This window comes from Paenibacillus pseudetheri (assembly GCF_924513355.1).
GTDB lineage: Bacteria > Bacillota > Bacilli > Paenibacillales > Paenibacillaceae > Paenibacillus_AQ > Paenibacillus_AQ pseudetheri.
Genome location: NZ_CAKMAB010000006.1, coordinates 67,863 through 90,496 on the forward strand (window position 1 = coordinate 67,863; position 22,634 = coordinate 90,496).

A 22,634-nucleotide genomic window follows, 5' to 3' on the forward strand; every position below is an offset into this window, starting at 1 on the left:
ATCGCCTCCTCCACCAGCTAGTCAGCTTCGCTGATTGTTTTCCTCAATTATATGAAAACCAGCTCTGGATGTCCATGGAGAAGGCGTTTATAAGAATCGCTGCAAATCAGACCGCTTTACGATAAAAGGAGAGTAGTCCTGCCGCAAAAAACACAATAAAGCTGCCGCCCACTACCATCATCAGCGTTTCAAACGGTAAATTAAAAGCCCCAAACGTGTCATCACCATATGGCATCATAGCCAACATCGGTTGTACCCAAGGATAATAGGGGCCATAGGTTGAAGAATTGGCAATCAGCATATTGGGAATCGTCAGACTCACATTAAGCGCCAGTGGGGCACCAAAACTGCTCCAGCCTTGAGAGATCGCTAGCTGCAGTGCAGCGAGTGGCAAACAGGCAACAAAGCCGCCAAATACCGAACTTAGTAGCAGCGACCAAGGAATTGATCCTGGAACATCTCGGAATAAGCCCATCCCTAGTACCATCACCAGGAACGTTAGTTGAACCGCAGCCAGCAATCCGATAATCATCACATATTTTGAGAGATACACCGATAACCGGGTCACGGGCAAAGACAGCAACATCTTCCAGCCCCCGTCATGGTGCTCATAGCGACAGATCAGTGCGGCAAAAATACCCGAGAGCACAGGTAGAAACAACAAGGCATGCATCATAGACATCACATTTAACAGCAGTCCCCAGCTCATCTTCTCCCCTTGATTATCTGCCAATGCCCCGGGAATTAATGCTAAAATCGGACTGCCTATAACTAAAAGCCAGACATATGATTTGGACATTTTTAATCGTTCTGCCGACAACACTCTCCAAAATGAACTCATCGTTAATCCACATCCTTTCGTGCGAAGTGCAGTGCACCCGGCAAAAGAATCAGCAGCCCCAGCAGCAACCCTGCGCCGCTAAATAAGAGACGATGCGAAGATTCCCAAGCCATATATGGCCATGTTAAAGGAACCCATTCTGAAAGTAACATGGAGAAGATAGACACCAGAGATAAGGTTATTCCAAGAGCAACTGGCAATGTCTGATTACGGTTAGCCAGAGAAAGCCACAGCTGCAAAGCGATAACCGGCAACGCTGCAATATAGGACATAAAGCCAATTCGTAACACATCCAAATACGGAATCAGTTCGACCTTGAAGCCCAAAACAAGCCCTAAACCAACTGTACCCACCGAGAGCAGCAAACAAGAAACCGCCACTAGCACCAGACATAACACCAGCTTAGCCATAAATACTGAAGTACGTGAGATAGGTAGCGCCAAGAGCTGCTTCCACGAGCTCATCTGATGTTCTACATTTGCAATCAACGAGCATACTAAGGTCCCTCCGAGAAAAAGAGCAATGGGTACAAATGCAGCCACATTGTTCAGAAGCCCACCCCATAAATCCGCGCTATACTGCTCGCGAAGATAATCATAACGAAGGCCGAAGTTCAAGCCTTGCATGGCTACAAGTCCAAGCGGTCCAAGAAACACTAGAAACCAGAGTCCCTTGCCACGGATTTTGAGCCAATCCGCCGACAGTGCCCGCCACATCATGATTCCTCTCCTCCTACAACCTGCAGGAAGAAGTCCTCAAGTGATTGTCTCCGCTCCTCTACACGATAAATAGCATGCCCATTCTCTACCAAGGCTTTGACTAGCAAGGCAACTCTTGCATCGATCATCCGGGAGAAGACTAGCTTTTGGTCTTGAAGTATCCCTGTGTACCCCCGTTCTTCAGCAAGACGCAGCGCGGCCTCCGGGTCCGAGACTGCTAACCGCATTTCTCCCCCGGCTTGCCGCTGCAGATTCGTTATACTATCTTGGTACACCATTCGCCCTTGACGAATGATTCCTACGGTATCCGCCATTTGCTCAATTTCACTAAGCAAGTGACTGGATACTACGACAGTAATCCCTTGCTCCTGCGGCAATCGTTTAATCAGTCCGCGAATTTCCTGAATCCCTGACGGGTCAAGTCCGTTCGTCGGCTCATCCAGAATAAGCAGCTCCGGTTCCCCGAGCAAGGCAGCAGCAATACCTAGTCTCTGTTTCATCCCGAGGGAGAACCCTTTAACTGGACGTTTCTCTTCCCCTGTTAAGGAAACAATATCAAGCACTTCAGCAATCCGTGACTTCGGAGCACCAAGGATACGCCGGATGGCTTCAAGATTATCCACAGCGCTTAAGTGCCCGTAATAGGATGGAGACTCGACAAGCGACCCTACCTTCCGCAAAATTTGCAGTTTATGCTTGCGAAGATCCTGGCCGAATACTTCAATCCTTCCTGATGTTGGAGTGATCAGTCCAAGCAGCATACGAATTGTTGTTGTTTTCCCTGCCCCGTTTGGGCCAAGAAAGCCATAGATCTCTCCCTTGCGGATGTTCAAATTTAAATTTTCCACCGCAGCCCGGCCACGGTATTTTTTTAATAAATCCTTCGTTTCAATCACTGTTTCTTTCATGTTCTTCACCTCGGTAATTAGCATAACGTCCCAAGGTTAAGAACAAGGCGGCACGAAGTTTAAGTTTTGTTTAAATTTGACGATGGGATGTTCAATATAATAGAAACAGCGGCAGCCTTGGACGGGAAAATAAAGTCCTAGACTGACGCTGTTTGATTGACCTAACGTGTACCGTTAGTCATGACGCAATACCATATTTGTTTTTCCAATTACCGGGTTGCCTAGTTGTGGTCTATATAAAGCTATAGTTCCTCTGTTGCATTACTTTAAAGTGCTTATGTCACTTTAAAGTGCGTACTTCCTATGTATGGTTAGTTGATGCAGAATAATGCTGTACAAAGAATAGTACAGAAGGAGCTGAAACACTATGAATATCGAATCTACAACAACACGCAAAGTCGCCTTGGTCGTGGGTGCAAATGGTGTTATCGGTCGCAACCTCATCGATCACCTCATCACTCTTCCTGATTGGGACGTGATCGGCGTATCGCGTCGCGGTGGAGAATCTAGCAACCATGTTCGATATGTGGCTGCGGATCTACTTCATATAGACGAGCTCCACGAGAAGTTAAGCGATTTAACTGAGGTAACACACATTTTTTATGCTGCTTACCAAGACCGTCCAACTTGGGCTGAACTTGTTCCACCGAATCTCGCCATGTTAATGAACATCGTAGAAGTGATCGAGCCAATCGCGTCGGGCTTGAAACATGTCAGTCTGATGCAAGGATACAAGGTATACGGCGCACATCTCGGCCCCTTCAAAACTCCTGCTCGTGAGACAGACGCTAACCATATGCCACCTGAGTTCAATATTGATCAGCAGGATTTCTTAGAACAACGGCAAAAAGGTAAGGCTTGGACTTGGTCGGCACTCCGTCCTTCTGTAGTCTGTGGCTTCTCACTTGGAAATCCGATGAACCTCGCAATGGTCATAGCGGTTTACGCTTCAATTTCGAAGGAAGTTGGAATACCCCTGCGGTTTCCAGGTAAGTCGGGAGCATACAACAGCCTCTTGGAGATGACAGACGCTGGGCTTCTCGCAAAGGCAACAGTATGGGCGGCGACCGACGAGCGCTGTGCGAATCAGGCATTCAACATTACGAACGGCGACCTGTTTCGTTGGAATGAGTTATGGCCGAAGATCGCTCAATACTTTGGCATGGAAACAGCGCCTCCGTTGCAGATGTCTCTGGACGTTGTCATGGCGGACAAGGAGCAGCTTTGAGAAGCATGGGCTTGCTCGGCATTCCTATAATGACGTATCCTCTTGGCTATTCGGTGATTTCGTGTTTGCATGGGATTACGATTTTTTTGCCGACGGCACTAAGGCACGTCGTTTAGGCTTTCACGAATTCGTCGATACCGAAGCAATGTTTATGAACATCTTTGACGACTTCCGCAAGCGTAAAGTCATCCCGTAAATTACCGTATAAAATAAAAATCTCCGTTCTGTCCATTCGTACTTTTGATTAAAACACAAATGACCCGCAGGAAGGGACACTTTTAAAAAGTGTTCCATCTTACGGGTCACCGTTCAGAGTCGAGGTTTTTGTACTCCTATTCTCCGACCAACCCAACACTGATTGTATTGCCTTGAACAAATACCTGGAAGAACAGTTTAGTTCAATCCTTGTCCTTTTTGGTGTAATTCAACATGATCGTTTTTGGCTCTGGATTATCTATTGGGTTCTATACCTTATGCGCCTTGACTTGTTATTTCTTCGCTGGTGTTTCATTTTTGTGTTCAATAATTTGTAATACTTTTGGTTCAATAGCTTTTAACTGTTGTTCATTTGAACGATTACTTTTAGGAACTTCACCATTAATTTCACCTTGAATTTGTCCTTCAACCTGTGTTTTTGCAATGACATCAATTACTTGTTGTTTAGAGACATTTTTAGATGCTGCAATCTCCACAACAGATTTACCTTTTGCTAATTCTTGTTTTAATTCTTCTGGGCTAATTTTCAGTAAAGAAAATAGTTTTGCATCATTTAGATAGGCATCAGCAGAATAATCAGGCTTACCATTTCTAGAGAATAAACCTTCTACTTTAATGTTTGAAGGTGTAGTCTCACCTCCGATCAGAGAAACACTGATTGTATTGCTCTGAACAAATACCTGATAGAACGGTGTTTTTGATCCCTTTTTGGTGTAATTCAACATATACGTTTTTTGATCCGGGTTCTCCATTTTCTCCAAAGCAAATTCGTACTCTTCGATGTTGCCATACATTTTATCAATTAGATAATCTACCTTCGACTTGATTTCCTGATCGGATAAAGTAGTGAGTGGCTTCTCCTTAGGCTCCCAATTCTCTTGAATCACGTGTTCAATCGCACCCGTAATTCTGTTTGTATGAAGGGTAATCTTTTTGCCGGTTCCTTCTTTTTCCTGCAGTATGATGCTTGTTTGGACACCTTGAACGTTGCTTGCATCGATTATCTCAAACGATTTTGTTTCGGGAAATGTGCTATACAGCTTCTCAAGTGTTGCTTTGCCAACCTCATCCGTCTTGACTTGTTCAGCAGTCATTGGTGTTCTAGTAAACATTTCAATCAGGGTAGGGGCCGCATATGCTGCGGTTGGAATTAAAATCGCAGCAGCAACTATTCCACCAATCAATCGTTTTTTCATGGTTATTTCGCTCCTTTTTGGTTGCAAATATTGAGAATAGGATTGTTCTATTCGTTTGGAAATAGCCGGAGGGCACTCCATAGTTTCTGCCTCTTTGTGCAGATGTTCACGGATTTTGCGTTCAGTTAGCATTGATCTTTTCCATCCTTTCTGGGGGGAGATTCCATATGTTTTTTCGAAGCGCCTGAAGGCCAGCATGATATCTGGACTTGACTGTACCCAGCGGAATATCGAGCAATGTCGCGATTTCCTCAAGAGTATAGTCGTGAAAAAAGCGGAGGATGATCACCATTCGCTGTTTGTCGGTCAGTTTTTGGATTGCCTTCGATATCATTTGTTTCGTCCCATCCATCAACACAGCAGGTTGATCCCAATGAGACTCTTCCCGAGAGAAGGCACGAATGCGTTCAAAAATTCGGAATCTCCGCCAGCTCTTGACCCGAAATCTCTGTACTTGACGGATTACCAAGCCGTGTAGCCAGAAGTGGAAAGGTCGGTTCGTATCGTAGTTAGCAATTGATGTCCACATTTGCATATAGATCTCATTCATAACATCTTCCCGATCCTGCTGATGATCCACCAGAAAGGAGACTGTCCGGTAGACGTCCTGATAGGTGGCATCATACATCGTATGAAACGCCTGTTGATCACCGTCTTTCATTTTTATGAGTAACTGGTACATGTATTCACTTTGCATTCAGAGGGCCCTCCTAAGTAAGCTGCTTACACACTATATTGTCTCTCTATCAAAAAAAAGTTCGGTTTCCTTTATTTTTTTTTGCAAAAGGCTGAGTGTCGGCGGCCATCGATCAGGAAGACTACCAGAAGTGCAACGCCCCATATGGCAGCCGTGGCCTGTCTAGTGCTTTATTTTCCAGTCTAATCACACTGATCACTGGCTGTTAACGCAAAACAAACATTACGTCCACTACGAGAATAAAACAAAAGCCGGATTCCTTAGAGTAGGAAAACCCGGCTTTTAAAACTATTGAATAGTCCTTAGTGTATATTTTCGTTAAAATGTTGGCGGGACCCCTGTAAGCATTGAATTAGCGAGAACGGTAGCCTTTCCCTCGTACTTTCTCTCTATATGCGAATCCCCCCAACGGCACATCAGATGTAGGAGTTCCTTTAGACTCCAGCCGTATTCTGTCAACTCATACTCAACTCTCGGTGGTACCTGATTATAGGAAATACGTAAGATGACGCCTTCTTCTTCAAGCTCCCGAAGATGCTGCGTTAACATCTTTTGAGTAATTGCAGGAATCAAGCTCTTAAATTCATTATTACGTTTCTTACCGAATGTCAGATGAAAGAGAATAACAGGTTTCCATTTCCCACCAATCACCTCTAAAGTTGCCTCTACTGCAGTGTTGTATATTTTTTCAGTCTTTTCCACTCAACTTGCCCCTTTTCGAAATATTTCAACACAGGTCATTGGTAACTCCTGAAGCATTGGAACCATTAAATGGCCCTATTAAACATTATAACTACAACCAAATATATTACGCCTATTCTGACCGTTCGTTGTGAAAACGGGTGCCGTTGAGCTCATTTTTATTATTTCCCGTGAGAGCTTTTTCTTTCTACAGCGGATTAAAGATTACTACGGAAGTTCCATCTCCAGTACTCTCCATATCCCACTCTAGCTCCATATGCTTCATCAACAGATCCACGATTGACAGCCCTAATCCTGCCCCTGTGTAATCGGATGGACTCTGGATGCCTCTGCCGTGATCCGTAATCAAAATAACACGTTGCCCATTACGGGACTCCGTAGAAATCCCTACATAAAGACCACTGCTGGCATGACGTACAATATTCTGAAATAGATTATCAAGAATACGGCGGAACCAGACCTCATCCACCATCCAGAACAGCGGTTCAGCCTCCAGGTCAATATCGATCTCGAAGTTCTCTTTTTCCCATACGGGGTACCAAGCAGCAGCACTTTCCCGCAACAAGCGCAAGACATCTTTACGCTCCCGCTTCAAAGTGATCCGTCCGCTGTTGAGGAGATTGTAGGATAAAAGATTCTCGATCAAGACGCTAAGATCTGCTATACGCTTATCCATTAGCTCTAAGGACTGTTGTCCTTGCGGGGTTAAGCTCTCCTTAGTCATTACATGAATGTGGCTGCGGATAACGGTTAGCGGTGTGCGTAAATCATGAGATAAGTTGGATACTAGACGCTTACGCAGCTCTTCCTCTTCGATTTCCCTCTTTCGACTTTCGTCAAGCTTCGCCACCATCGTGTTAAAAGCTTCCTCCAGTCTGCCAATCTCATCCAGCTTGCCCGTCATAATAGACTTAGGCATTCTATCAGGCCCCGTAATCGTCATCGCGGTTTGTAGCTGTAGTAGCCGTTTGCGTATTTTTCTAAAGAACAGCAAAGAAACCAGTGCGAACCCTCCAAAAAGTACAAAGAGCACAAAGTAATATAAAGCCCAAGCCCCGACTCCCCCATAAGCCCCTTTGTTGAGCAGCTTGTTTGGAATTTGCATTACCATAAACCCTTTGCCCGCATCCACTCGGTCTCCCATGAAGGCGACGATGGCTAAAGGATCACGCTTTGTACTTTCTTTCATAAAAAAAATAGCCTCAGCCGCAGTCCACTGCTCCGGAACTCCGCTGCCATGATCCGGATTGCCTTCATCAGGTGTGAGAATCAACTGGGTCATTCCCTGCCCATCTACCCAAAACATAGTAGCCTCAGTGTATTTCCGTCTCAGTTCATGTAGGCGCTCATTTATGCCTTCCGAAGAAGCATCTTCCAATTGAAGTGCCTCCTTATGCCACATGGTCTCCAGCGCTGCAACACTCGAATACAGAGAGGTGTCTACAGGTGGAGCCCCTTTGGTCACTTCATTAACCATATTGTAGAGAACAAAAGATAACGGCAGGACCACAGGAATAAAAAGCAGTGCAGAAACGATAATAAGCAAATATCCCGATAGCAAAGAGGAGTTACGCTGCTTGCGAATGCGCCCTAACCCCCTCATGCTCTTACCCGATATCCGATCCCTCGGACAGTTTCTATAATTACCGGATTGCCCGGATCAAGTTCTAACTTTTCGCGCAAATATCGTATATGTACCATCAAAGTTTTATCCCCTTCGAGATAGGTTTCTCTCCAGACGGCTTCATAAATCTGCTCCTTCGTCATAATCTGGCCGAGATGACGCAGCAAATAAGAAAAAATCTGAAATTGCTTACCCGTAAGCATGACTTCTTCCTGAGTCTGAGCATTTATTACTCGGTTATCCCCTTCATATATGACTAGGTGCTTTAGCGTGAGCGAATCCTGAACAGATGCCCCGTTCCGCCTGAGCAGCACTTCAATTCTGGCTGCCAATTCATCTGGATGAAAAGGCTTCGTCAGATAATCATCCGCGAACTCAAGTCCCTGCAGTTTATCATCAATGGAAGTTCGCGCGGAGAGCATCAAGATCGGAAGCTTAGGATACGCCCGCTTCAATCGTTGTCCGACAGTAAAGCCATCCAAGCCCGGAAGCATTACATCCAGAATAGCCAATTGACAAGGCGAAGCTTCCTCCGTCGCTCCCTCCCCGCTCCGCAGCCAACGCACACTATAACCACGCTCACTTAAATCCGCAGACACGACGCTGCCGATTTCATGATCATCTTCAATATATAACAGAGTAACGGTCATGTATTTTAAGTCCTCCCCTGAGAAATTACGTAAAAAGTTGAAGTCATTATAACATGTTTTAACAGGACACTCAGGGACTTATCTTTTAAAAAAGCCCTCCTAAACCCGTGGGGGATAGGAAGGCTATCGGAATCGATTTTAAATTAGGGGGTCCACACGCCATGCTCTTTATTACTGCCAACATACTCAATACGCGTTGGAGTAAGTTCAAGAATCACATAATTAGGGTCGTCAGGCCCTGTAAACCACGGCTCCAGCTCTTTGTTCCATACCTTTGTGCGCAGCCCTTCATCCTTAGAAATGGCAACGGTGGCTTCAATCTCCAGCACATCCTTGCTTCCGCCTGACTCATATCCAAGCAGCAAAAAAGCATCCGGATTATTCGATAACTCCTCCACCTTATGCGTTTTGCGATTGGTAGCTAAATAAATCTTCAAACCCTCATGGAAAATGGCCATATAACGTACTTTCGGCTTATTTCCTTCTTCGATCGTACCAAAGGAACCGAACTTGTTGTCATCCAATGCTCTAATAATGAGTTGCTCCAGTTGTTTGTTATCCATTACGTAAATCTCTCCCTTCAAGCATGTAAACAAAAGTTTATATATCCAAGCTCACCGTTTGGATTTATCATAACAATGGTGCTTATTATAATGTACCCTTCCGGGTCACATTGAATCCGAACTTACTCCATAAACTACTTTCAATATAAGGGGCTTACTTCGTGAAAAAACTGATCTGGATCGGCTGTCTTTCCTACTTTGTCATTGGACTTGCTCATGTAGTGCTGGGATCTATTCTTCCCGTTCTGTTACAGCATTATGACCAAAATTATAGTGCCGGCGGGCAATTAATCTTTAGTCAATTCACTGGTTTTCTGGCTGGTGTGCTTGTCTCTCCCCTACTCAATCGCCGTTTTGGGAAACGAGGAGGCATCATTATCGCCACCGCTCTTCTCCTAACTGCTGAGATTGCGTATGCTTTTCTACCTCCTTGGGAGTGGATGTATGTTATTGCTGTTGCGGCTGGCTTTGGTTTCGGTATGATCGAAGCCGTCATCGGCACCATCATTATCGGAGCTGTGACAGAAGGAACCGCGATCGCGATGAGCCGACTTGAAGTCCTATTTGGGATAGGAGCACTTGTAATGCCTCTTATCGCCAGTCCGCTCATTGCTACCGGAGCATGGAGATTGGCATTCCTAATTGTCGCTGGCTTCTCATTACTTTCCCTCATTCTCTGGGGAAGAGGCCATTTTGGGAATCTGCAGCGCATACTGGACGAGCGAGCACCTCGCAAAGTCTCAGCATCCCCGCATTTCTCGCAGTCCAGCACACAGCTTCCGTATAAAGGGAAACAATGGATTCTGCTGAGCATCTTCATCCTTTTCTTCTTTCTCTATGTAGGTACGGAGATGAGTCTGGTCAACTTTATGCCCGCCATCTTTATCGCCAAGCTAGGGATGACAGAATCTGCTGCGGCGCTGACAGTTACTTTCTTTTGGCTAGCTATGTCTACAGGAAGATTGTTTGCTGGAGTGATTGCAGAGAAAATTTCTTACCGTGTATACATTTTAAGTAGCTGTTTACTAACCTTGTTACTGCTGGCTCTTTTTCCGTTCACAGATAATCGATTAGCTGCATTCATCGTAATTATGCTACTTGGGCTATTTATGTCCGGTATTTTCTCCATAGCTCTAGTCTTCTCCAGTAAGATGCTGCCAGGAGCCGAAGAGTCAACACCCAGCATAATGATCGCTGCTGGAGGTGTCGGTGGAGCTCTGCTGCCCCTATTCATGGGCTGGTCTATGGACCATCTAAAAGTGGCACAAACTGCTGGATTACTTGCCGGTTTTGCCACCTTCTTGTTCTTGCTGAGCATTGCCGCATGGAGGTTCCAATCCAGGCAAGCAGTCCAAAGAAAGAGTTCCAGTATTTAGAATGTAAGAATGGTATCAACCTAATCCTTTTAGGGTAATGTCAACTATAAGCATATTCTGAGCACAAGGATGGACGATGAATGGATAAGCTTTCAACTGAGCCTTTATTACATACTGCGCTTATGCAGTTTATTTTTCCCTTTTCAATAAAAAAGGGCGATTCTAAGAAGCTTATCCAACAATTGCAGGATGATGGCTTCACACGTTTTTTTCTGGATAATAAAGAGCTAGAAAATGCCTATTACGGAGAAGGCCACTGTGTTTCCCATGAACGGATGGAGCGCACCTATTTACCGTTTGCTGCACACATTCTTTTTCCACGCAAGAAGGATGTAGACTCTTTCCGCCGCTTTTCCAGAGTCAATAATCTGGACTGTATTCTAGAGATTCCTCAGCAGTCTATATTTTTTAAAATTCTCTCGACGGATATATTCATATGTCCTTTTCAGCTTGGATTTGTGACGATACGTGTCCAACTTGAGGGGGATTCGATTCCCTTTAGTATTGCACTGGAATTCGCGGACCGCTTCCGGACGCTTGAGAATACCTTCGTACAGGATGACTACACCTATATCCATTGCGGGGAACAGACCTATGAGATGGTAGAGGATTTTGTCTTCCGAAATCTGGTGGATGGCCTGGAGCCTTTTCTGGATCACTCGGATATCAATGGGGCTTATTTCGAGACCCTTCCCTTTTTCGTAGATGAAAGAATGCAGGTGCAAGCCTTTTACGGCTTTCAGAATGAAGGAGATTCTGATGAGATTAGTGTAAATATACGCTATCGCGCCTCTCAGCTTGATGGAATGGATCTAAACGGGAAGCCCTATGCCAGTGCCAGCGATCCAGCGTATATTGCGAACTATTGTCATGAGCATTCCTATAATCGATGGGGCCCAGATACGTATTATATGATGAATGAGCAGACCTTTTGCTGCCTAACCCGAGCTGAACCAAAGATCGCCGTTAACCTGGCCAACCAGATGTACGGGCAATATTATTACGGATTTCTACTCAATATTTTCCACAAAATTGTTCTGCTAAAGCTGGCAAATATGCATTCCCGACTACGTATAAACCACGATTATGATGAGATCGATAATTTAATCTACTCGATTAATAAATTCTCGGCAAAGTTCTATTTCTTGGAGCTGATTTCACAGTCGCAAGGACGGGAGATTTTCCTTCAGCTGCGTAAAGTATACGGGAACGACGCTCTGTTCGAGGAAGTAAAAGAAACCTTGACTGACCTGTTTCAGTATCAAGATAAATTCCAGTCGAAGCGCCGGGATAATCTGCTGATGATCCTCACTGTATTTACGGTGGTAAGTGGGATTTATGGCATGAATCAAGTCATTGACGATCTGGATGGAAAGATTCAATGGAGTAAGATGGTTAGCTATTCCCCCTTTGAGTTCCTTGCTCTCTTCGTGATTATGAGCGGGATAATGATCAGTGTTGTCCTTACGCTAGGTGCTCTGGTTACTGAGCTTAAGCGGCGTCATCGCAAGAAACATAAAGATCTGGATTAATGAAAACGGACTAAGAGATTTGAAAAATTTAGGAGCGTGCTACTAGACATTCCGAGAACAGCCGTCTATAATACACCGTATGCAAGCATAAACGCCTTCAGCGTCCTTATAAGGACGATTAGCGTTTAAGCGAGAAATACCCGTTAACTTCATAGAACCAGGGGTGCTGGAATTGGCCGGCTGAGATTGTATCCCACAAGATACTGACCCTTATACCTGATCTGGATAATGCCAGCGTAGGAATCGCCAATTGGTTTTGGTCCCTGTGACCTTTACTAACCTTGCGCCAAGCCAGCGTCCCGATCACTCGGGGCGCTTTTTTTGTGTAGATCACAAAAGATGTAGAAGAAATGTACATACTACACTTTACGGTTCATGTTGGATGACGGGATCTGGCAACCTTAAAGGAGAGAAGAAGACATGCAAGTCAAAAAAGCACTTATACTTAGCCTCACCTGTATGCTCATTCTTGCGATTGCCGGATGCGGCAGCAACAATGGGAATACAGCCGGAAACAAAGGGACTGCTGCGGAATCGAATGCTGCGACCGGATCAAATGCTCCAAAAGAGCTTACCAAAGTTAAGGTTGCACTGGATTGGACACCGAATACGAACCACACCGGTCTATATGTAGCCAAGGATCTTGGTTATTACGCGGAAGAAGGTCTGGATGTAGAAATCGTTCAACCTGGCGCAGCGGGCTCCGATACCATGGTTACTTCTGGGGAAGCTGCTTTTGGGATCAGCGCTCAGGAAGGATTGACTCTAGCTCGTCTACAAGGCGTTCCTCTTGTCTCGATTGCAGCCATTATTCAGCATAATACTTCGGGATTCGCCGCTCCAGTGGATCGCAATATTAAATCGCCAAAAGATTTTGAGGGTAAAACTTACGGAGGTTGGGGCTCTCCCGCTGAGGAAGCAGCCATGAAGGCGATCATGGACCCTGTTGGTGGCGATGTGAAAAAGGTGAAGCTAATCAGTATTGGTGAAGCTGACTATTTTACCGCAGTCAAACGTGACATTGATTTCGCTTGGATCTTCTACGCTTGGACCGGTATTGAAGCCGAACTGCGTGGAGAGCCTCTGGATATGCTGTATTTGAAGGATTATGCGCCTCAGCTCGATTATTACACCCCTGTGCTGACCACGAGTGAGAAGCAAATTTCTGAGAATCCAGATTTGGTGAAGGCTTTCCTGAAAGCCACATCGAAGGGTTATCAATATGCGATTGATCATCCAGAAGAGGCTGCCGCTACATTATCCAAGGCTGTGCCTGACCTTGATGCAGAGCTTGTCCTAGCTAGCCAAAAATGGCTTAGCCCGAAATATAAGGACGACGCCCCACGCTGGGGAGAGCAAAAAACCGAGGTCTGGCAGAATTACGGCGACTGGATGTATGATTTGAAGCTGCTGGACAAACCGCTGGATGCAGCTAGTGCATTCACGAATGATTTTTTACCGGCGGAGTAGATAACAATTATAAATGAATCACTTCGTTATCAAAGTTGGCTTTTTGAGGTTACCTATACAATTTGAGAGGATTGATTATTGTGGCTAACACACTATTAAGCATTCAAGTAATTCCTAAGACTCCAAACAATGAGGACTCCATCCCCTACGTAGATAAAGCGATTGAAGTTATTCAAAAATCTGGCGTTAAACATCAGGTGAATCCACTGGAAACTACTATGGAAGGTGAGCTGGGCGAGCTTCTGGAGGTTGTACGTCAAATGCAGGAGGCGCTGATCGAAGCAGGCAGTCCAAGCGTGATCTCCCAGATCAAAATCGCTCATAACCCTAACGGAATCAGCATGGACAAACTGACGGAGAAATATCGGCCGTGAGATCGACCTGGAAGCTAATATGGCCGCCCCTTGTGGCGGTCGTCTTCTTTTTAACCGTATGGCAGTTATCTGTTTCTCTATTCCATATCGAATCCTGGATTCTGCCGAGTCCTGCTGATATTGCTCGCGAATCCACCAGTAATGCCTCAGGTCTCTGGGCTCATACGATGGCTACGCTCCGACTCACATTAATCGGTTTTCCTATTGGTACAGGTGTAGGCTTGATCGTTGCTCTAATCTTGCATCTTTTACCTTGGGCTAGACGGGCTTTTTATCCACTCATTATTCTGAGTCAAAATGTTCCCTCTATCGCACTCGGACCACTGCTTATCATCTGGTTTGGCTTCGGTCTTTTGCCCAAAATCGTGCTGATTACACTGGTATGCTTCTTCCCGGTAGCCGTCGCTGCAATGGGCGGCTTGTCTCAAAGTGATCAGGTCATGATGAATTATATGAAAATGGCGGGCGCAAGCAAGTGGCAAATCTTCACCAAGCTGGAGCTTCCGTCTTCTATCCCGGCACTATTTTCCGGTGTGAAAATATCTGCTACTTATGCGGTTATGGGAGCCGTGGTCGCTGAATGGATTGGCGCGGATAAAGGGATTGGCTATTATATGCTCCTGCAAAAATCCGCTTACCGTACGGATCGGATGTTTGTCGCTATTGTTATTATTGTGCTCCTGAGTCTTGTACTTTTTGCTATTATCGCCTTGCTCGAAAAATGGTTAGTTCGCTGGAAACCGCGCCGTAACTCATAGAAAGGAAGATGCCTGTATGTCTCAAGCGACGCAAATAGAGCAAAGAACAACAGAAATCATAAGCTCTCCTGAAGCTCATACTGCACCACCTGCTCTCGAAGTAAGCGGCATCTCCAAGTCCTTCACCCATCGTCGCCGCGAGACGAACGTGCTGAACAACGTCTCTCTTAAGGTAGAGCAGCAAGAGTTCGTTTCGATCGTCGGTCCTTCCGGCTGTGGAAAAAGCACCTTATTCCATATGATCGGCGGACTAGTGAAGCCCGATGCAGGAACGATCCGCATGAACGGCAAGATCGTTACAGGTCAACGTGGTGAAATCAGTTATATGCCGCAGCAGCCTGCGCTTTTTCCTTGGCGAACGATTGAAGATAATGTACTGCTAGCCGGGGAAATCAAAGGCGCTCTGCAGGATGGAGCTCGTGAAGAAGCGCGCCAGTGGCTCGCCAAGGTTGGCTTGAATGGATTCGAACAGGCTTATCCGCATATGCTGTCTGGTGGGATGCAGCAGCGTGCTGCTTTTCTCAGAGCATTGCTGGCTCCGCAGGAGTTGATGCTGCTCGATGAACCTTTCAGCGCACTGGATGCACTAACTCGCAGTGAAATGCAGCGCTGGCTGCTGGAGCTGTGGGAGGAGAATCGCCGCTCCGTGCTGTTCATAACCCACAACATCGAAGAAGCGTTGCTGCTCTCGAATCGTATTTATGTATTCTCGGGCCGCCCCGGCTCCATCCTACATACTGTTGACGTGCCATTTCCACGGCCACGCCGCGATGAGATTACGGATTCCCCAGAATTCCTTAAACTCAAACGCCAGCTGTCACAGTGGATGCGAGAAGAACAAGCTAAAAGCGAGAAGTAACTTTTGAATGGGGGTTACTCCACTCACTTTAAACGTGAGATCAAACAAAGAACCGCCCGGGCTTCAATTAGCCCAAGCGGTTCTTTTGTTTTAACCAGAATAGCAGTTAAATCTTATTGTGCTTGTACGAACTCTGCAGATTTAATCCCTGCTTGACGGCCGAAAATAATGATTTCTGCTACAGAGTTACCGCCGATCCGGTTTTGACCGTGCAATCCGCCTGTAACTTCACCAGCCGCATACAGGCCAGGAATAGCAGCGCCGTCTTTATTTAATACTTCTGTGTTCGTATTGATCTTCACGCCGCCCATGGTGTAGTGAATCCCCGGGGCGATCTTAATAGCGTAGTAAGGACCAGCGGACAAATCGTTATCCATCCCTGTTGTTCTGCCGAATTCAGCATCGTTCTTGTTCTTTACTGCGCTGTTCCAAGTATCAAGTGTCGCTTTTAGCTTATCGGCTGGAACACCGATTTCTTTCGCCAATGCTTCGATGGTATCCGCTTGGATTACGAAGCCCATTTTGTCATATTGTTCAATTGCTTTCACGCGTGATTTGACGCCGGAATCAAAGACAAGCGTTGCCGCTTTTTCAGGAAGTGTATTGATCGCTTCGGTAACTTTATCACGTGTAGTCAATTCGTTTACGAACCGTGTGCCTTCGCTATTCACGAGGATAGAACCTTCGCCGCGTACAGCTTCCCCGATCAGATAAGATTTTTCTTGTTGAACTGTTGGGTGAACCTGGATTTGATCCATATCAACGGTGATTCCGCCAAGCGCCTCAATCATCTTGATGCCATCGCCGGTACTGCCGATTTGGTTAGTCGTAACGTATCCTTCCAGATCAGGTCTAACTTTAGAGATCATATCCATGTTGGATCCAAAACCACCTGTTGTTACAACAACTGCCTTCGCTGTAATGGTTTTTTCATCAGCTTGGTTAAAGAGTACTTTGACGCCGTTAGCCTTACCGTCTTTTTGAGTAATTTCTTTAACATCCGCGTTCACAAACAGTGGAATTTCTTTTTCTTGTACGTTTCTAACCAATCCTTTGACAAGGTATTGGCCTACCGCAGAGCCGTCTTCTGGACGGTGGGTACGTTTTTCACTCATGCCGCCTGTGATCGTAATATTGTTCAGCTTGATTCCGATCGAATCCAACCAATCGATCGCACTTGCGGAATTGTCAACGAAGAAACGAAGCATCTCTTTATCGTTCGTGTCATGCCCGCCCTTTAGTGTCTCTTCATAAAACTTATCATTGCTATCTTCAATGCTTTGCTCTTTTTGAAATTTCGTTTGGGAAGCGTTCATCCCTGAAGAGGATTTACTTGTATTCCCGCCTGCAACCGGCATTTTTTCTAAAATAACCGGATTCAAGCCTTTAGCCTTAGCTTCCAGTGCAGCAGACATTCCCGCACCACCAGCACCAACAATAACGATATCATAATTATCTTTTAATTGATCCAGTGGTGTGTAGCTAGCCTCTGATGCGCCTGATACGGCTTCAGCTTTATCATTTTTTGCCGTCTCATTTACCTTACTTTTGTTCTCATTGCCATTACTATTACCTGCGCTGTTGCTATTACTGTTACCGCAGCCTGCGATTACGAGCATGACAGAGAGAATGAGAATGAGAGCAGTACTTGTTGTTTTCTTCATCTTTATAACGCCCCTTTGTGAATGTTTTCACATTTATAATAACGCAAAGTCGATGTTTTGTGAAGGTATTTTTGTAATTAGTTATGATTACCGTTACATTTTCATGAATATTTTCATTTAAATTTCCAAAAAAATCCTCCTCAGCTTACTACACAAAGAAAACCGCCCTATCCAGGGCGGCCTCCTACCTTATTTTCTGATCAACGTTTGAAACACAAATTTGGGTAGTACGGACTGTCTTCGCCTTACTTATGGTATATAAGCTATAACTTCAATTTCTACGAGCCCATCCTTAGGCAGACGTGCTACTTCAACTGCGCTGCGAGCAGGATACGCTGAGCAAAAAACCTTCCATAAATCTCATTCACCTTAAGAAAATCATTCATATCCTTTAGGAAAACGGTCGTCTTTATTACCTGGTCCATGCTTGTACCCGCCACTTCCATTATGGCTTTGACATTCAGCAACGACCGTTCCGTCTGTTCCCCAACCGTAGCAGGAAAAGTCCCACTAACCGGGTCTAGTCCGAGTTGTCCTGAAGTATATAGGACGTTCCCAAGCTTTACAGCTTGAGAATAAGGTCCAATTGCACTAGGTGCATCCGTTGTTATTACAATTTCTTTATGCATACTTGTCATTTTAAAAGACTCCTTATCCAACTTGTCCATTAGTGTTACCGTCATATTCCTTTAGCATTTCTGCCTGTTGCTCTGGCGTTAACTTCGCAATACCGAATCCCGTGAAGCCCCATATCGTCGCAAAGATTATTCCTGTCCAACAGAGAACAGCCCAAGGTAAATAGTCTAATGTTGCAACACCCAGCGTTCCCGCCATATAAGCACCTGCAGCTGTCCAAGGCAGAATAGGCTCGGTAATCGCCGCTGAATCCTCGATGGTACGTCCCAAGTTCTTCGGATGCAAGCCCGAAGTACAGCTAAAGGAACGCTGCTCAGCCTCGGTTGATATCTTCCCGATTATCGTATGCTCATGGCCTTCATGGATAAAATCGGCATGAATATCATCCGAGACAATATAAGCATCATACTTTGTACACAAGCTAACGATTCGTTCTAGTTCAGCTCGTGTCCATACCCATCCAACCGGATTATGCGGTGAGATGAGCAGTATAATTTTAACCCCTGCTTGCATTCGAAACTCCATATCAGCAAAATCGATCTCATAACGCCCATTTACTTCACGAAGTGGACTTTCCACTAATACGCGGTTATTTAGCTCTACCGATTTGGCAACCGGCTGATAGGCTGGAGTATGGATTAACACTTGGTCACCTGGTTGAGTGAAGTTCTGAATGATCAGAGAAACCGCTTGCACAATACGAGGGCAAAACACGATCCATTCTTGCGGAACCTCCCAATCGTAGGCTTTTTTAATCCATCCCTGAACTGCCTCATAATAAGGTGGAAAAGGATCGGTATATCCATATATGCCATGCTTCGCCATCTCCGTTACTCGCTCTATCACCTGTGGAGGGGCTTGAAGATCCATATCCGCGACAGAAAGCGCTATCATTTCTCTGCCCGAAACTTGCGCCATACCATCCCATTTAGCGTAATTGGTCCCATATCGGCTAACAACCTTATCAAAGTCTATTGTCATCTAGCCCACTTCCTCTCTTTAGAGTTCTGTTTATTCTCACTTAATTTTTTGCAAATAACGATAAACTGTTGGCTCAGATATCACCAAGGACTTAGCGACTTGAGAAACTCCACCTTTAAGTAGAAACACACCCTGCTCGTTAAGTACTTTCACAAGTTCAATCTTCTCTTTCGAGGACAATCGCTCTGCCGGGACATTAATTTTACCGAGCACCGAATCAATCATGTGCTGGAGCAGGTCATCTACGTTTCCTTGTAAATACTCTTCCGTCTGCTTCTCTACAACCTCTTGTTGTGGTATTAACGGTACTGGTGGAAGTGTTGATCCTCCTTGTAAAATGTTTTGTATCCACTCAGCTGCAACCTCCATATGTGTGACATCAATGAACCTATAATTGAAGCAATAAAAGAAGCAATTGGAAAATAGGACTCTAGGCAGCTGTGATCTTCTATCGTGTGAGCATCTCACCCTACAACATTCTTAAAAAAGCAATCAGTAATATATTGGAATTGTTCCAGCCAATATTCTCCCATAAATACTTACGGCATACTTCCTGTAAAGCGATCACAAAAAAAGTCTTTCACTACTTCTACAAATTGCAGAAATAGCGAAAGACTATATATTTACTGCTATACCTTATTTCCTAATCATAGCTCGATACACGAATTTAGGAAGAACTGCTTGCCTGCGCCAACGCGACTTTTGTCCTTTGGCCACAGGTGCGAAGATGAGTCGATGCAGCCACTCCAAATTGAGTTTCTTCCATATCGCAGGGGCTGGAGTCACTTTTCCCGCTATAACATCCAAGCTTCCCCCCACGCCAAAAACAACCTTAACCTGAGAAAGCGCCTGCTTATGCTTATAAACCCACTTGTCAGAGTACGGAGCCCCCATCGCAACGATCAGGAAATCTGGCTGTGCGTGCTGAATCTCTGCCACAATGGCCGGTTCCTCATCTTTAGTAAGAAAACCATTATGTCTTCCGGCAATTTTCACATTCGGATATCGCTCTGTGATCTTTTCGACCGCTTTACAACTGGTATGCTCATCCGTACCCAAGAAATAAAAGCTCCAGCCCAGCTTATTCCCTTGCGCGAGCAGCTCAAGAAGTAGTTCATACCCCGTAACTCGTTCAGCTATAGGGTCACCTTTTCTTCTCGATGCCAGCACAATGCCAATCCCGTCAGGAGTAATCAAATCTGCCTCATGGAGTATGGTTCGAAGCAGCTCGTCCGATTGACTTGTTATCGTAATTTCCGGGTTCGCCGTAATCAAATGAAATAGCTTCGGTTCTCCGGATTGAATATGTTTTGTTAGATGAAGTGTTGTCTCGTTTAGTGTTAGTTTTGAAAAAGGTACGCCTAATATAGAGACTGTCCCAGCCATTTAATCACCTCTTACTGAAAAGTTCATTCCAGTATACCTTACCGTAATCAATAAGGATAGTCAGCGTTATTACTCCGTTTATTCCTCCAAAAACTTCCACCACTCTATTAACCAAGGTTCATCGATCCCTCTCAGGCGAAATTCCTCCAAGAGTATCTTTCGAAATTGTTTTTCCATTTTGACAAAATTATTGTCCTCCTGGTACATGGGAGCAAAGGACGCATCCTCTCTAAGATAATTCCAAAAATCGCCTGCACACTCCAAAATTTTTCGACCTACGACCGTTTGCTGCGCTACGGGAACAAGCCATTTGTCATAGGGATACGGATAACCTTCAATGGTGATTGCACAGCGTAAAGCTTCTTTATAAAGGGAAACCGCTAAGAATAAGATAGGAAAGGCGTCGCCACGAACTACAGGATTATCTAGACTTCTGGCATAGCTTCTTAGCTGTATGTATGAATTCTTACGAAATCTCATTAGAACTTCAGGTTGGAGTGGAACATAAGAATGAAAAAGTGACTTCAGATCCAGCAGATCGTAGTAAATATAGGACACTGATGCATTCCACAGCCATTCCATATCCCCGCTCATTAAAGCTTCTTTGATATCAGATATTTTATGGAGTGTATAATGCCCTGTCTTCCCACTCGGAAGCCTTAAATCCATAAAAAAACTACTGTGTTCCGGAATCAGCCCCGCTTCCTCGAACCGATGATTAATACTGTTGTAAGATTCATCCTCACAAATAATGATTACATCTACATCCGACTGCCCATCTACCACCCCGAGTGCGGTCGATCCATCTAGGATAATGCTTACCCTCTGACGATCCTCTTGCAATAACGGATGATTTAGGATCTCTTGCGTAATGTATTTTCCAATCTCCTCTAGTAATTCGCTATGAAGCAGCAACTTATCAGGTGTTAGTAAAATATCCGACAACACTGATTTCATCATCTTATCCTCCATCCTCCAATCGATCTCATTTCCCCTGAAATATAGCGTTTACATTTAACCTTAAATGTAGATTTGGGAATATCATTCTATACCTCAGAGGTACATCTTGCAACGATATATGTAGTACCCTTTTGCCTAAGCCTAAATATAATGAAGCATCTAGTCATTTGAAGAGGGGGTTATATCATGGCGTTACCCACCATCATAACCACAGTTCCTACATCCGTACCTGTCGGAGATATTGAGGTAAATCCCATTACCAATCGGGTATACTTCGTAAACCCTAACACTACAGCCGGAACTGTTGGTGTATTAAGCACCCTGACCAATCGGATCATTGCAACAATACATGTAGGTAGATTTCCGCTCAAGCTTGCCATCAACCCAAGAACAAACCGTGTGTACGTCACCAACTTCCGCGATGGGACGGTATCTGTAATTAGCGGACGGACAAACCGTGTAATCAAGACCCTCCAAGTGGGCAGCAACCCTGTTAGTGTTAACGTTAATGTTCGAACGAACCTGATTTATGTGTCGAGCGCCTCTGGCATCGTAACCGTCATCGACGGCAGATCGAACTGCATTCGGACTACTATCCAGATCGGTGGCCGCCCTTCCGCTATCGTCATTAATAAACGTACCAATCGCATTTATGTAACGAACACGATAAACAATTCCGTATCGGTCATCAACGGTAGTACACAAACTGTAATAGCAACCATCAAGGTTGGAAACAACCCAGTAATCACACCTGCGCTAAATCCGATTACGAACCGTATTTATGTAGCGAACAACTTAAGCCGCTTTCTTTCCGTGATCAATGGCCGCACCAACAAGCTCCTCAAGAATGTACAGCTTGGACGGTTACAAAGCGAGGTCATCCTTAATCCGCTTACAAACCGTGTTTACGTGTCCAGTGCTCAACAGGTTAAACAAGGGAAGCTTTTTGTGCTTAATGGAAATACCAATAAAGTGATTGCAACTAGAGTGTTATCTTCCTCCTCCAGCACATTCATCAACCCGATTACAAATCATTTATTTGTCAGTAATTTCAATAAGAACAGAATGTCCGTGTATAACGCCAGTACGTTTAAAAGAATCGCGGTATTCCCCTCCGTAACAGGCGTAAACATCGCACTTAATCCACTAACGAACAGGTTATATGTCGCAAACGACAATTCCATCACAGTCATTCAGGATGGTCCAAGATTAACACATCATTATAAGTAATCTTTACTTTCTTATATTTGCAAAAAAAGGCGCTTCACCTATAAGGTGAGCGCCTTTTTGAATA

21 protein-coding genes, 2 pseudogenes and 1 riboswitch are annotated in these 22,634 nt (G+C 44.9%); of the genes and pseudogenes, 8 read left to right on the forward strand and 15 right to left on the reverse strand.

Annotation, left to right across the window (positions count from 1 at the left end):
- Window positions 1-106 precede the first annotated feature (106 nt).
- From L1028_RS07335 to L1028_RS07345, 3 genes are read right to left on the reverse strand one after another with little or no spacing between them, the layout of a single operon-like run.
- On the reverse strand, window positions 107-841 hold the full coding sequence (locus tag L1028_RS07335; protein WP_234532661.1) for an ABC transporter permease: 735 nt from the start codon (window positions 839-841) through the stop codon (window positions 107-109).
- Between the two features lie 2 nt (window positions 842-843).
- On the reverse strand, window positions 844-1,560 hold the full coding sequence (locus tag L1028_RS07340; protein WP_076285176.1) for an ABC transporter permease: 717 nt from the start codon (window positions 1,558-1,560) through the stop codon (window positions 844-846).
- Window positions 1,557-2,468, reverse strand: a complete 912-nt coding sequence (locus L1028_RS07345) for an ABC transporter ATP-binding protein (RefSeq protein WP_234532663.1) — start codon at window positions 2,466-2,468, stop codon at window positions 1,557-1,559. The genes L1028_RS07340 and L1028_RS07345 overlap by 4 nt, the downstream gene beginning before the upstream one ends.
- A gap of 367 nt (window positions 2,469-2,835) precedes the next feature.
- Here L1028_RS07345 and L1028_RS07350 point away from each other — a divergent pair.
- Window positions 2,836-3,892, forward strand: a pseudogene (locus tag L1028_RS07350) (SDR family oxidoreductase).
- A gap of 292 nt (window positions 3,893-4,184) precedes the next feature.
- Here the strand turns inward: L1028_RS07350 and L1028_RS07355 are convergent.
- The 6 genes from L1028_RS07355 to L1028_RS07380 form a co-directional block, all read right to left on the reverse strand.
- On the reverse strand, window positions 4,185-5,240 hold the full coding sequence (locus L1028_RS07355; RefSeq protein WP_234532664.1) for a hypothetical protein: 1,056 nt from the start codon (window positions 5,238-5,240) through the stop codon (window positions 4,185-4,187).
- Window positions 5,230-5,805: a sigma-70 family RNA polymerase sigma factor gene (locus tag L1028_RS07360; protein WP_234532665.1), complete on the reverse strand. Its 576-nt coding sequence runs from the start codon at window positions 5,803-5,805 to the stop codon at window positions 5,230-5,232. Before L1028_RS07360 ends, L1028_RS07355 begins: the two co-directional genes overlap by 11 nt.
- A 318-nt stretch (window positions 5,806-6,123) precedes the next feature.
- Entirely contained in the window at window positions 6,124-6,507 is a 384-nt protein-coding gene (locus L1028_RS07365) for a winged helix-turn-helix transcriptional regulator (protein ID WP_234532666.1), read from the reverse strand.
- Between the two features lie 187 nt (window positions 6,508-6,694).
- Window positions 6,695-8,110, reverse strand: a complete 1,416-nt coding sequence (locus L1028_RS07370; protein ID WP_234532667.1) for a sensor histidine kinase — start codon at window positions 8,108-8,110, stop codon at window positions 6,695-6,697.
- Complete coding sequence (locus L1028_RS07375; RefSeq protein ID WP_234532668.1) at window positions 8,107-8,781, reverse strand: response regulator transcription factor; 675 nt, start codon at window positions 8,779-8,781, stop codon at window positions 8,107-8,109. The genes L1028_RS07370 and L1028_RS07375 overlap by 4 nt, the downstream gene beginning before the upstream one ends.
- 143 nt (window positions 8,782-8,924) lie before the next feature.
- On the reverse strand, window positions 8,925-9,344 hold the full coding sequence (locus L1028_RS07380; protein ID WP_234532669.1) for a pyridoxamine 5'-phosphate oxidase family protein: 420 nt from the start codon (window positions 9,342-9,344) through the stop codon (window positions 8,925-8,927).
- Between the two features lie 161 nt (window positions 9,345-9,505).
- Between L1028_RS07380 and L1028_RS07385 the strand changes: the two genes are divergently transcribed.
- The 6 genes from L1028_RS07385 (at window position 9,506) to L1028_RS07410 (ending at window position 15,713) form a co-directional block, all read left to right on the forward strand.
- Window positions 9,506-10,720, forward strand: coding sequence for an MFS transporter (locus tag L1028_RS07385; protein WP_234532670.1), 1,215 nt, complete (start codon window positions 9,506-9,508; stop codon window positions 10,718-10,720).
- An 80-nt stretch (window positions 10,721-10,800) separates the two neighbouring features.
- Window positions 10,801-12,252, forward strand: a complete 1,452-nt coding sequence (locus L1028_RS07390; protein ID WP_234532672.1) for a hypothetical protein — start codon at window positions 10,801-10,803, stop codon at window positions 12,250-12,252.
- A gap of 149 nt (window positions 12,253-12,401) precedes the next feature.
- Window positions 12,402-12,512: riboswitch (TPP riboswitch) on the forward strand.
- A 160-nt stretch (window positions 12,513-12,672) separates the two neighbouring features.
- Window positions 12,673-13,722, forward strand: coding sequence for an ABC transporter substrate-binding protein (locus L1028_RS07395; protein WP_234532674.1), 1,050 nt, complete (start codon window positions 12,673-12,675; stop codon window positions 13,720-13,722).
- Window positions 13,723-13,802: 80 nt separating this feature from the next.
- On the forward strand, window positions 13,803-14,096 hold the full coding sequence (locus tag L1028_RS07400; RefSeq protein WP_234532676.1) for a thiamine-binding protein: 294 nt from the start codon (window positions 13,803-13,805) through the stop codon (window positions 14,094-14,096).
- Complete coding sequence (locus L1028_RS07405) at window positions 14,093-14,854, forward strand: ABC transporter permease (RefSeq protein WP_234532678.1); 762 nt, start codon at window positions 14,093-14,095, stop codon at window positions 14,852-14,854. Before L1028_RS07400 ends, L1028_RS07405 begins: the two co-directional genes overlap by 4 nt.
- A gap of 16 nt (window positions 14,855-14,870) precedes the next feature.
- Window positions 14,871-15,713 (forward strand): ABC transporter ATP-binding protein, encoded by an 843-nt coding sequence (locus L1028_RS07410; protein WP_234532680.1) that lies wholly within the window; start codon window positions 14,871-14,873, stop codon window positions 15,711-15,713.
- 113 nt (window positions 15,714-15,826) lie between these two features.
- Here L1028_RS07410 and L1028_RS07415 read toward each other — a convergent pair whose 3' ends face one another.
- From L1028_RS07415 to L1028_RS07440, 6 genes and pseudogenes are all read right to left on the reverse strand, one after another.
- Entirely contained in the window at window positions 15,827-17,377 is a 1,551-nt protein-coding gene (locus L1028_RS07415; RefSeq protein WP_234532682.1) for a flavocytochrome c, read from the reverse strand.
- 249 nt (window positions 17,378-17,626) lie between these two features.
- Window positions 17,627-18,006, reverse strand: a pseudogene (locus L1028_RS07420) (RidA family protein).
- 22 nt (window positions 18,007-18,028) lie between these two features.
- Complete coding sequence (locus L1028_RS07425) at window positions 18,029-18,994, reverse strand: MalY/PatB family protein (protein WP_234532683.1); 966 nt, start codon at window positions 18,992-18,994, stop codon at window positions 18,029-18,031.
- Window positions 18,995-19,030: 36 nt separating this feature from the next.
- Window positions 19,031-19,363, reverse strand: coding sequence for a helix-turn-helix domain-containing protein (locus L1028_RS07430; RefSeq protein WP_234532685.1), 333 nt, complete (start codon window positions 19,361-19,363; stop codon window positions 19,031-19,033).
- A gap of 267 nt (window positions 19,364-19,630) precedes the next feature.
- Window positions 19,631-20,380: a WecB/TagA/CpsF family glycosyltransferase gene (locus L1028_RS07435; protein WP_234532687.1), complete on the reverse strand. Its 750-nt coding sequence runs from the start codon at window positions 20,378-20,380 to the stop codon at window positions 19,631-19,633.
- 78 nt (window positions 20,381-20,458) lie between these two features.
- Entirely contained in the window at window positions 20,459-21,340 is an 882-nt protein-coding gene (locus L1028_RS07440) for a nucleotidyltransferase domain-containing protein (RefSeq protein WP_234532690.1), read from the reverse strand.
- Window positions 21,341-21,526: 186 nt separating this feature from the next.
- On the opposite strand from L1028_RS07440, the gene L1028_RS07445 reads away from it, so the two are divergent.
- On the forward strand, window positions 21,527-22,570 hold the full coding sequence (locus L1028_RS07445) for a YncE family protein (protein WP_234532692.1): 1,044 nt from the start codon (window positions 21,527-21,529) through the stop codon (window positions 22,568-22,570).
- Window positions 22,571-22,634: the final 64 nt, after the last annotated feature.